Here is an 11200-nt window from a genome sequence, read left to right as displayed (position 1 = left end):
ACTTTGGCGGTGGATAGTAACCTTGATGCTAGCGCATCTAGGCCTCTTTTTCACCTGCTGTTTGAAATTGCACTTCACGTGTTAATCTAAGAATATATTTATGATCATAATACTTGCTTATCATTCTACAGACTCTATTTCTGAGATAAATACCATGTGCTATGTATACGCTTCAAGATAATTATCATAAAAACCCTTGTTATAAGCATGGGTTTTATATGATAATACCAACAGTATCAGTTGCTTTAATAAATTTTGCCAACATAAGTTCGCCATACTTTCTATTAAGTAAATATTTAGTTACATAAAGTAATTTAAATTTATTTATTGTTAATCAGGTCATTATTGTATATATTCCTAATAAGTTCATAACTATCTGCCTCAATACTTATTGGCATGAATAATTAAAGACTAAAAATTTTAATAGATATTATCAAAAAGATAAAAACTATAATAAAACAGTGGTAATAAGACAGCGGATTGTCAGGTCCCATCGACTTTCCTGAATGAATATTATTATGTTCATACAATACACTTGATCGCAGCCATAATAATGAGCAATACTATGCAGTTATCTTGCTCTCTTTCAGACGATTAACCCCATTATTTTTAGATCGCAGTTTAGTGCTAAGCAGTTTATGGCTATTTTTATGAGTTATGAAGTTATAGAAAATGGCGTAAAACTTGGTTGATAGTTTTTGATTACTAATACTAGTTGGTCATTCTGCTTTAGCAGTCTATGAAATAAATCTCGTGATTTTACTATAGACACCCTATCGCACTGTGCGATGGACGCTAAACCACAATGACTTGTTAGATCCTAATTAGTAACTCTGTTTTTATTTCAGGCAAAAGGAGTTGTCCTATGGAGAACCACAACGATCCATCCGGTTATTGGCGCGCCAATATTCGTCTCATTATAGGTAGTCTAATCATATGGGCACTAGTTTCATATGGGTTTGCAATCTTGTTACGTCCATTATTATCAGGTATCGCCATAGGCGGTACTGATTTAGGCTTTTGGTTCGCTCAGCAAGGGTCCATCGCAGTCTTTATCATTTTAATTTTCTTCTACGCGTGGCGTATGAATAAACTAGATAAACAATATGGTGTAGACGAGGAATAGCCCTATGAGTCAATTTACAATTAATATTATTTTTGTGGGTCTATCCTTCGCTCTGTATTTCGGTATTGCGATTTGGGCGCGCGCTGGTACCACTAGCGAGTTCTATGTGGCTGGCGGCGGTGTGCATCCGGTAGTGAACGGTATGGCAACGGCTGCGGATTGGATGAGTGCCGCGTCATTTATCTCAATGGCAGGTCTAATTGCTGCTAGCGGTTATGGCGCATCAACTTACTTGATGGGTTGGACCGGTGGTTATGTTCTACTAGCTATGCTGTTAGCGCCTTATTTACGTAAGTTCGGTAAGTTTACAGTGCCTGACTTTATTGGTGACCGTTTTTATTCCAAGACTGCGGCTATGATTGCAGTCGTGTGTTTGATTGTCGCATCCACTACTTACGTTATCGGTCAGATGACTGGTGCTGGTGTTGCATTCTCACGCTTCTTAGAAGTTGAAAATACGACCGGACTGCTTATTGCTGCTGTCGTCGTATTTTTCTACGCCGTACTTGGCGGTATGAAAGGAATTACCTACACGCAGGTTGCGCAGTATGTGGTTCTAATGATTGCTTATACGATTCCTGCGGTCTTCATCTCACTTGAGTTGACTGGCAACCCAATTCCAGGCTTAGGCTTATTTTCAACCCATACTGAGTCAGGTTTACCGATATTAACCAAGCTTAATCAAGTGGTTACCGACTTGGGTTTTGCTTCTTATACGGCTGACGTACCTAACAAGCTCAACATGGTACTATTTACCTTATCACTTATGATTGGTACAGCCGGTCTACCGCACGTTATCATTCGCTTCTTCACAGTACCCAAGGTTGCGGATGCCCGCTGGACAGCCGGTTGGACACTCGTATTTATATCGCTACTATACTTCACTGCTCCAGCAGTAGGTGCTATGGCGCGTCTAAACTTAATCGATACTGTCTATCCACAAGGTGTTGACCAACCAGCGCTTACCTATGATCAGCGTCCGGATTGGATGAATACTTGGGAAGACACCGGTCTAATCAAGTACAACGATTTGAATAACGATGGTCGTATTCAGATGTATAGCGATAGCGGCCTTGGTGCAGCAGAGCTTGCATTAACTGCAGCTCAAGCTGATGGCGGCGATGTTGCTGCAGCGACTGCGGCAGTTGAAAAAGCACAAGCAGCGCATGACTTAGAGCTCGATGGACGCTTTACTGATGCGGGCTGGAAAGGTAATGAGTTAGACGTAAACGCTGATATCCTAGTATTGGCTAACCCCGAAATTGCACAGTTGCCAGGTTGGGTCATTGGACTTATCGCCGCAGGTGGTTTGGCAGCAGCGTTATCAACGGCAGCTGGCCTACTACTCGCAATTTCATCAGCGATCAGTCATGACTTGATTAAAAGAAACCTCAATCCAAACATCAGTGATAAAGACGAGCTAAAAGTGGCACGTATCACTATGGGTGTGGCGATTGTCGTTGCCACATGGTTGGGTATTAATCCACCAGGGTTTGCCGCCCAGGTGGTTGCATTAGCCTTTGGTATTGCAGGGGCATCACTGTTCCCTGTATTGATGATGGGTATTTTCTCTAAGCGTATTAACAATCTTGGCGCGATCGCTGGTATGTTAACGGGTCTGATTACTATCCTAGTTTATATCTTTGTTTTCAAAGGCTGGTTCTTTATCACTGGTACTGCCAACTTCCCTGATACTGAAGAATACTGGTTGTTTGGGATCTCGCCATTATCATTCGGCGCGGTTGGTGCGTTGCTTAACTTTATCGTCGCATTTATTGTCTCTTATTCTACTGCGCCACCACCGGCACATATCCAAGAGCTGGTGGAGAGCGTACGTTCTCCACGTGGTGCTGGCGGTGCGGTTGACCACTAAGCTGTTATTCACTAAGCTTAGCTGCTAAACACGTATCACTGGTAACACATCTATCACTCACAGGCAGCAGCTGCTTGTGAGTGATTTTTTTATCCCAAGGTTGTTATGAATAGATATTTATGACAAGCGATTATTTGGTTAACCCGTTTCTAAAAATTAAAGCAAACGAGAAAGACAACGGCCAGTACTATAATGAGTAGGCTTAGAAAGTCTGACCACGTTGGCTTATTTTTTGATATTGGTATTAAATGCGCTGATTGCGTTAAGGAAAAGTCTTATGCTTTTTGAGTTTATCGCTACCATTGCCGCCGGATTCGGCCTAGCTGGGGTAGCACTCGTCATAACTCACCTCAGCAAACTGGCAGGTAAAAAGGCACCTAAGTGGCTTATCCCATTATTTGGTGCGGCTGGCATCTTTGGTTTTCAAATACACCAAGAGTACAACTGGTACAGTCAGCAAGTGGCTCAGCTTCCTGAAGGCATGACGGTCATTAAGACCATTGAAAAGAGTATCTGGTTTCGCCCGTGGTCCTATGTCAAACCACAAACAGTACGCTTCATAGCCGCAGACAGTGGTCATGCAAGTGCTCAAGTAGACGACCAAGATATATATTTGGTTAACTTGTATTTATTTGAAAGACGCATGAGTGTTCAGCAAATCCTACAAGTTATTGATTGTGTGGCGCCAGCGCGCGCAGACTATATTATACCCGCGAAAGACAGTAAGCTAACCATTAATGAATACGTTGAACAGACCACTAAATGGCGTGCTTTAGCACAAGGTGATCCATTATTTATTAGTGTATGTTCAAACAACCGCTAAACGATATGCTTATAGGCATCACTATAAACAGCGATAGATCACTTGTGTGCATACTTAGTGATGCTGGTATAGGCATGTTTCGAGCTCGCCCCTAACAATAAACCGGCGCATAGACCGCCAAAGTGCGCCGCAAATGAGATACCCTGTTGCGGAATCAAACCTTGCTTGATAGTGAGCCAATACCCTGTTCCCATTACAATACAAGCAATCAGATAGCCCCAACGCCTCGCAAACACGGCTCCTCCTATCATATAGCCGAGCATCGCAAAACACAGCCCTGACGCACCAATATGAATTGATAACGGTGAGCCTATCAGCCAAGTCATCACCCCTGAAGCGACAATGAGCTTGAGGATAGTCCGATAAGCATTATTTTCAAACAAACCAAACAAAAACAAAATCTGTAACAATACTAAGGTATTGCCTAATAAGTGGGCAAAGTTACCGTGCATAGTCCATGAAGTGAACACACCGATAATGCTGCGTAAATCTAGGGTGCGGGGTACGATACCAAAAATATTCCAAAGGCCAAATAGTATTGCTTTATTAAAAATAAACAGGCCCCACATTGGTATCAGCACCAAAATATATAAGCCAATAACCTGCTTCAATCGCGCCATAATCAGTGTTAGTAATTGCTGCCAGTTCATATTCCGCTACCCTCTTATGTCTCAATCAAACCAAATACGTTACGTACTTTATGTCAAAGATCAATTTTACTATGAAATAGAATAATCCAAACGTATCAGGTTAATTACACTAGAAATATTGTAACGATCAAGATATCCGTTAATTATTCACTGAAAAAAGTGACTTTTGGACTGGGATAAAATTTAGTAATGAGGCGTCCTTGCTAAAACTTAAATACCTACTGCCATTTAATAAAGAGGCTGAATGATAGGGGACTAAGGCCGTAGGAATAAAACTGCGCGCGGCATTAATATGCTGAATTGAATCATCGAAAAAGATATGTGGCGCGAAGGTTTTGAGTACTGACGTTTTTTCAAGACCACCCAAAAAAAACGCCATATCGACATCTACTCCCCACTCCCGTAGCGTCTTAATCGCTCGCAAGTCAGCTGGCGCATTACGCGCAGTGACCAATGCAATACTGATAGGACATTGATTGATACCCACTGGTAATCGTTCTTGTAGTTTTGACAGCTTAATTAACAGCTCAGCATATGGCCCTTTTTCTATTGGCAAATCTCGCATCTGCGCTTCACGCTCATGAAAAGCACGCAGCCCCTTTTGTTTATACAAAAGCTCTCCAGAATCATCAAACAATACCGCATCACCATCAAAGGCAATGCGCAGCTGCTCAGTATCCAGCTCATACGTATTCACAGGGGTAGCGTCCAATATGGCACAAGCACAAATTTTTGCATCTGCTACCTGTTGTGCATCATCACGGTTGGTGGTCAAAAACAAGTCAACATTAAAATCATTGATATAAGGCGCTATTGGACTGCCTGAGATAAAGGCTGAGCGTGAAATATTAAGCTTGTGGTTACGAATGGCGTTTAGTACTTGAATACCCGTATCAGGGCTACTCTTTGAGACGATAACGACTTCAACCAAAGGCGTTTCAATATCTGATTCTGATCCAACACCTTGATTACAGTAATTGTTTAGATTAAGTAGCGCCTTGATCAAAGGGTAGCCGGCACCAATACTCAGCGGTTCGTCTTCACGATCCACCATATAGTCCCGAAATTCTTTGATAGCTCTATTAGCAGGATGCTGTTGCAACAGTTGCAATAGATAATTCTCGGATTCTGATAAATCAAAAAGTGCCGTTGCGGAAATTGCGACTATTAAAGTATTACTAAAATCGACTGCCATAACTTTTCTACTTATATATGCTGATATGAAATACTATTTATATGTCAATAATACAGGAATAAAGTCTATTGAGTTTACTACATCTATCAGCCTTTAAAATTAGGAGAAAAGTTATGATAAGGTCATCGCTCTATCAAAGTCTTGGACCTATAAGATCAAACCTATAGTGCTGCTCGCATAAAAAAACCATATTGTCATTACAACAATATGGTGAGAAGAACTAACGATAATCCTCTGACGCTCATAACTTTAATAATAGCTTGTTTATTTAGCTGTCATGAACAACTCTCAACTTAATAACACTAAAGATATGGCTGGGAAGGATACCAAAACAATCAATCGAATCAAATCAGAGACAATAAAGGGCGCTACCCCGCGAAACATATCCGCAAGCTTGATGTGCGGGGCTACCGCTTTAATCACAAAGATATTCATGCCCATGGGCGGGGTAATGAGCCCAAGCTCTACAGTTAATACCGCAATGATACCAAACCAAACGGGATCAAAACCTAATGCTAGAATAATAGGATATACCACAGGAATGGTGATCACCAACATCGCTAGGGCATCCATAAACAACCCAAGCAAAAAGTACATGATCAGGATGCAGATTAACACCACCATTGGACTAACGTCTAAACCACCAATCCACGCTGCTAGGGTATTAGACATTTGTGATACAGAGATAAAGTAGCCGAGCGCTTCTGCCCCTAATAGCATAAAGAATACCACCGCAGATAACGCTAAGGTCTCAATTAAGGAACGCTTTAACCCATCGAGTCTCATGCCTTTGACAGCAGCATAGCCCCAAGAAGCAAAGGCTCCTACTGCTGCCCCTTCAGTGGGGGTAAATAAGCCAAAGAAAATACCGGCGATAATAATAATGAAAATAAAGCTAAAAGGGATAAGACCAGTCAGAGACACTATCTTAGCTTTCCATGGGGTTCGCTCGCCGCGTGGTGCGAGATGCGGCTTCCAGCGCACCATGATCATCACAGTAATCGAATACATAACCATGCCTAGCACACCCGGCAAAAACCCAGCAATAAACATATCGCCAACCGATTGTTGGGTCAAAATGGCATAAACCAGCAGCGCGATACTGGGTGGAATCATAATCCCTAAGGTCCCACCAGCGGCTAAAACCCCACAGGCAAAACCCGGCTGATAACCGTATTTTTCCATTTGTGGCAATGCCACTCGAGCCATCGTAGACGCAGTCGCTAACGATGATCCGGAAATAGAGGCAAAGATACCTGATGAGCCAATACCCGCAATCCCAAGGCTGCCTCTAACACCACCAAAGATAGTACGAGTGGATTCAAAGAGCTTACTTGCCATACCAGAATGCGTAGCAAACACCCCCATTAATATGAATAGAGGAATGGCACTAAAATCATATTTTGCTAAGACATCTACTGGAACGTCTTTTAACATCTGTAGGGCGTTGCTAGGAGCAGTTACTGCCCCAAAACCTACTAGCCCTACGCCTAACATTGCCAAAGCAACCGGCACCCTGCCGATGACTAGTAAAATCATACACACTAAACCGATAGCACCAATAATTTCTGGACTCATGCGCCTGTCTCCTCGGCGTCAAAGAACTCGCCCGTTTTGAAAATATTGATAGATTCGATAAGGGCGCGAATAGCAAGTAAGGCACTTAAGAATGAACTCAAGCCATAAATGGGCATCATTGAAATTCTAAGATCTTGAGTCACTTTACCGAAATGGACGGCATCGACTGCACTCTCATATAGGCCCCATGTGAACACGATACCTATTAAGAAAAACCCCATCATGAAGGTACCCATCATATAGCCTTTGATAGCCTGGGGCATTTTTTGGGTAAAAACATCGACGATAATTTGTGACCGTTCGACATAGGCGGCAAAAGCAGACAACAACGCAAAAAGCATAAAATAGGAGACAATCTCCACGCCGCCTTTAATAGTAAATCCGAGCTCACCACCAGTGAGCTTGAACATATAACGAAAGAAAACATCTGCAATGGTGGCGAGAACAATGATGATTAAGCTGATACCACCAATGAACTCACACATCCTTGCAATAAAGCGGCTTATTTTGACCAGAAATACCATGTGACAACTCCAATAGGTTAAACCTTACAGGCAACACTGGCTGCTTTGGCTTTTGCATAAACCCCATCAGCATCTAAACCTAGAGCTTTGACATCACTAAGATACTTTTGCGTGCCTTTTTCCAGAGGCCCTTTCCAATCTGGGTTATTGAGCGGATCTGGAATATCGATGATTTCATCCCCTTTATCCCTTGCCGCTTGTAAAGCCATATCATCATGTTTATCAAATACTACACCGACCTTTTTCGCCAAAGCCATACCTGAATTATCATCAATCACTTTTTTCAAATCATCAGGTAATTTGTCATAGCTGTCTTGATTCATAGTCACCATCAAGGCAGAGCTATAGAAGGGAATATTAGTATGATATTTGGTTATTTCGTCAATTTTGAACGTTGTGACTGCTTCCCATGGGAAACTCAAGCCGTCAACGACCCCACGCTGTAAGGACGTGTACATATCATTAGCAGGTAATCCTACAGGAGAGGCACCCATACTCTCAATAATATCGCCTGCCACTGCTGAAGGGCGACGAATACGCATACCTTTCATGTCTTCAGGGGTTCTAATCAATTTATTAGTGGTGTGTAGAGTTCCAGGGCCGGCACCATACATAAATAGCAGGTGCGAATCTTTATATTCATCAGCAAAGGTACCATCTTCATAAAGGGTCTGCAGCATACAACCCATCTGAGTGGCTGAACTTGATAAGCCTGGAAGTTCTGCAATTTGAGTTAAGGGGAAACGTCCGCTAGTGTAACCATGGGCTTGAGAACCAATATCGATAGTTCCTTTTACAGCAGATTCATAGGTCACATCAGCCTTGCTCAAGGTCGCTGATGGATAAAGTTCAACTTTGAGGCGGCCATTGGAGTCGGTTTCTATTTGTTTCGCCCACGGCTCAAAAACCTCTTGGTTGATAGAAGAAGTTGCTGGCCAAAAATGCGAAAAACGCAGCGTAGTGGTTTCTTGGGATGATGCGGAGGCGTCGTTGCCAGTATCCGATGAATTAGAACAGCCCATTAGGCTGAGTGCTGCTAAAGCACCTATTGAAAAAAGAGGAGCGAATTTCATTATCAATTCCTTTTGATAATTATTAAAAAGATAAGAGCCTGTTTATAAATCTACTAGATAGATAGCATATAACTTAAATCATATTTATTAACGATTAATTGATAGCTCTCTATGATACTTACGAGTAACTATTATTAACTCCAATTTAAACCGCTATTTAGAATTAAAGATGCTAGGTAAAATTAGCAGCTATAATGATAGGTGTCAAATCATTTTAGATAATGAAATGGAATACTTTTTCAGCGTTACAATACCCTGCTTGCCTTCCATTTTATGTGAGAAATGCCTTATTCTACTTTAGCTCTCTAGAGGCTTAGGAATGAAAAGTGCATAGGTACGATGAACCGCCTTGGGTTTGTCGAAGACTCACCAATCTGACAGGGTAAAATAATGAGTAAAAACACATACACCTCAAGAGTAAAAAACATGCTGTCCGTATACTGGTAAAAATTGAATGCCAGTTTCTGTCAAAGCAGTAGTCCATCCTTTGTATCTATAGTCAATGAAACGTAATATCGATACATAACATACTGCTGACATAAATTTTTCTTGCTTACTGTACCTACGTAGACAGAGGCTGCAAAAAGCTTATACCAGCAGTACCGTCGCGTTTTTAAGATATTTTAACTGTACTTTGTAATAGATTAGGCCAAGACCCTAGGTAATAAAAAACCCTGTTAAGCTAACGCTTAACAGGGTTTGGGTATAGAGAGCTGATGATGATCCACTCCATGAGCGAACCACACAATATATTCTGAATACTTTCACTTATTCGAAGCAAAGGAACACAAACAATTAATCACGACAAGGTGGAAGTACGAGTCCTGACAATAGCTGCTATGTCATGCCTTTGATTGGCTAAACCTTACAGGCAATACTAGCGGCTTTAGCCTTTTCATAAACCCCATCGGCATCTAAACCTAAAGTGTTAACATCGCTAAGATATTTTTGTGTGCCTTTTTCGAGTGGACCTTTCCAGTCTGGATCATTGAGCGGATCTGGAACTTCGATAACCTGATCCCCTTTATCGATAGCAGCTTGTAAGGCTATATCATCGTGTTTATCAAATACTTCACCGACTTTTTTCGCCAACGCCATTCCTGAATTGCTATCAATCACTTTTTTCAAATCATCGGGTAATTTGTCGTAGCTGCCCTGATTCATAGTGACCATCAAAGCAGAGCTATAGAATGGAATATTGGTATGATATTTGGTTAATTCATCAATTTTAAAGGTTGTCACCGCTTCCCATGGGAAACTTAAACCGTCAACGACGCCACGCTGTAAGGATGTGTACATGTCATTAGCAGGTAACCCTACGGGAGAAGCGCCCATACTTTCGATGATGTCGCCAGCGACTGCTGACGGGCGACGAATACGCATACCCTTCATATCTTCAGGGGTTCTAATCAGCTTGTTGGTGGAGTGCAGCGCACCTGGACCCGTAGCATACATAAACAAGATATGTGAGTCTTTGTACTCACTAGCAATGGTGCCATCTTCATACAAGGTTTGCAGCATACAGCCCGTCTGAGTCGACGAGCTAGATAACCCTGGGAGCTCTGCAATTTGAGTCAACGGAAAGCGACCACTGGTATAGCCATGAGCTTGAGAGCCGATGTCTATCGTACCTTTAGCAGCAGCTTCGTAGGTGACGTCTGCTTTACTGAGGGTCGCTGAAGGATAAAGCTCAACTTTAAGTCGACCATTAGAGTCAGTTTCTATTTGTTTCGCCCACGGCTCGAATACCTCTTTATTAATAGAGGAAGTAGCTGGCCAAAAATGCGAAAAACGTAGCGTAGTGGTTTCTTGAGATGACATAGCAGAAGCGTCGCCATCAGATTGGTTAGAACAGCCTATTAGACTAAGTGCTGCTATGGCACCTATTGAAAAAAGAGGAGCAAACTTCATTATCAATTCCTTTTGATAATTATTAAAAAATAAAAGCTTATTTATCAATCTGCTAAATAAAGGACATATTTCTAAGCCTCATTTAACATTGATTGACAAACGACTCTCTATAATTTTTACGAACGGCTATTATTAATTCAGATTTAGACTGTTACTTAGAATTAAAGGTATCAGTCAAAATTAGCAGCTATAACGATAGGTGTCAAATCGTTCTAAGATAGATATCAGAAGTATCTTACCTGAATACTAAATTATTCCTATGATATTTTTAGCACAGGCCTTGTTGTTTAGGAAAAACCTTCTGTTCCCATCACATAGAAGGAATTCATCAGTAGCCCACTAGAAACTTAGGCAAAGAAAAGCCCCCAACGAATTAACGTTGGGGGCTTTACTAGAATAGAGAGCTGACGATGACCTACTCTCACATGGACGAATCCACACTACCAT

The 11200-nt window shown here is 41.7% G+C and carries 9 protein-coding genes; 3 read left to right on the top strand and 6 right to left on the bottom strand.

Annotation, left to right across the window (positions count from 1 at the left end):
• The first annotated feature begins 865 nt into the window (after positions 1 to 865).
• The 3 genes from RCH20_RS12130 (at position 866) to RCH20_RS12120 (ending at position 3822) form a co-directional block, all read left to right on the top strand.
• On the top strand, positions 866 to 1126 hold the full coding sequence (locus tag RCH20_RS12130; protein ID WP_209956282.1) for a DUF4212 domain-containing protein: 261 nt from the start codon (positions 866 to 868) through the stop codon (positions 1124 to 1126).
• 4 nt (positions 1127 to 1130) lie between these two features.
• Entirely contained in the window at positions 1131 to 2999 is a 1869-nt protein-coding gene (locus RCH20_RS12125) for a sodium:solute symporter family protein (protein WP_209956281.1), read from the top strand.
• Between the two features lie 277 nt (positions 3000 to 3276).
• Positions 3277 to 3822, top strand: a complete 546-nt coding sequence (locus RCH20_RS12120; RefSeq protein WP_327193783.1) for a hypothetical protein — start codon at positions 3277 to 3279, stop codon at positions 3820 to 3822.
• 38 nt (positions 3823 to 3860) lie between these two features.
• Here the strand turns inward: RCH20_RS12120 and RCH20_RS12115 are convergent, their stop codons facing one another.
• The 6 genes from RCH20_RS12115 to RCH20_RS12090 form a co-directional block, all read right to left on the bottom strand.
• Complete coding sequence (locus tag RCH20_RS12115; protein ID WP_209956279.1) at positions 3861 to 4472, bottom strand: rhomboid family intramembrane serine protease; 612 nt, start codon at positions 4470 to 4472, stop codon at positions 3861 to 3863.
• A 139-nt stretch (positions 4473 to 4611) separates the two neighbouring features.
• Positions 4612 to 5667 (bottom strand): 5'-nucleotidase, encoded by a 1056-nt coding sequence (locus RCH20_RS12110; protein ID WP_209956278.1) that lies wholly within the window; start codon positions 5665 to 5667, stop codon positions 4612 to 4614.
• A gap of 288 nt (positions 5668 to 5955) precedes the next feature.
• Complete coding sequence (locus tag RCH20_RS12105; RefSeq protein ID WP_209956277.1) at positions 5956 to 7245, bottom strand: TRAP transporter large permease; 1290 nt, start codon at positions 7243 to 7245, stop codon at positions 5956 to 5958.
• Positions 7242 to 7769 (bottom strand): TRAP transporter small permease, encoded by a 528-nt coding sequence (locus tag RCH20_RS12100; protein WP_327193782.1) that lies wholly within the window; start codon positions 7767 to 7769, stop codon positions 7242 to 7244. The genes RCH20_RS12105 and RCH20_RS12100 overlap by 4 nt, the downstream gene beginning before the upstream one ends.
• A 17-nt stretch (positions 7770 to 7786) precedes the next feature.
• Complete coding sequence (locus tag RCH20_RS12095; protein ID WP_209956275.1) at positions 7787 to 8842, bottom strand: TRAP transporter substrate-binding protein; 1056 nt, start codon at positions 8840 to 8842, stop codon at positions 7787 to 7789.
• 858 nt (positions 8843 to 9700) lie between these two features.
• Positions 9701 to 10753 carry a TRAP transporter substrate-binding protein gene (locus tag RCH20_RS12090; protein WP_327193781.1) on the bottom strand — a complete coding sequence of 351 codons (1053 nt, stop codon included), beginning with the start codon at positions 10751 to 10753 and terminating at the stop codon, positions 9701 to 9703.
• Positions 10754 to 11200: the final 447 nt, after the last annotated feature.

The sequence above is a fragment of the Psychrobacter sp. PL15 genome (genome assembly GCF_035984995.1).
Lineage (GTDB): Bacteria > Pseudomonadota > Gammaproteobacteria > Pseudomonadales > Moraxellaceae > Psychrobacter.
The sequence above is the reverse complement of the archived record's forward strand: the minus strand, read 5'-3'. Positions and strand labels throughout refer to the sequence as shown.

Excerpts from the sequence above, each read along its gene's own strand:
- RCH20_RS12130 (WP_209956282.1), top strand. The coding sequence starts at position 866 with ATGGAGAACCACAACGATCCATCCGGTTATTGGCGCGCCAATATTCGT.
- RCH20_RS12125 (WP_209956281.1), top strand. The coding sequence starts at position 1,131 with ATGAGTCAATTTACAATTAATATTATTTTTGTGGGTCTATCCTTCGCT.
- RCH20_RS12120 (WP_327193783.1), top strand. The coding sequence starts at position 3,277 with ATGCTTTTTGAGTTTATCGCTACCATTGCCGCCGGATTCGGCCTAGCT.
- RCH20_RS12115 (WP_209956279.1), bottom strand. The coding sequence starts at position 4,472 with ATGAACTGGCAGCAATTACTAACACTGATTATGGCGCGATTGAAGCAG.
- RCH20_RS12110 (WP_209956278.1), bottom strand. The coding sequence starts at position 5,667 with ATGGCAGTCGATTTTAGTAATACTTTAATAGTCGCAATTTCCGCAACG.
- RCH20_RS12105 (WP_209956277.1), bottom strand. The coding sequence starts at position 7,245 with ATGAGTCCAGAAATTATTGGTGCTATCGGTTTAGTGTGTATGATTTTA.
- RCH20_RS12100 (WP_327193782.1), bottom strand. The coding sequence starts at position 7,769 with ATGGTATTTCTGGTCAAAATAAGCCGCTTTATTGCAAGGATGTGTGAG.
- RCH20_RS12095 (WP_209956275.1), bottom strand. The coding sequence starts at position 8,842 with ATGAAATTCGCTCCTCTTTTTTCAATAGGTGCTTTAGCAGCACTCAGC.
- RCH20_RS12090 (WP_327193781.1), bottom strand. The coding sequence starts at position 10,753 with ATGAAGTTTGCTCCTCTTTTTTCAATAGGTGCCATAGCAGCACTTAGT.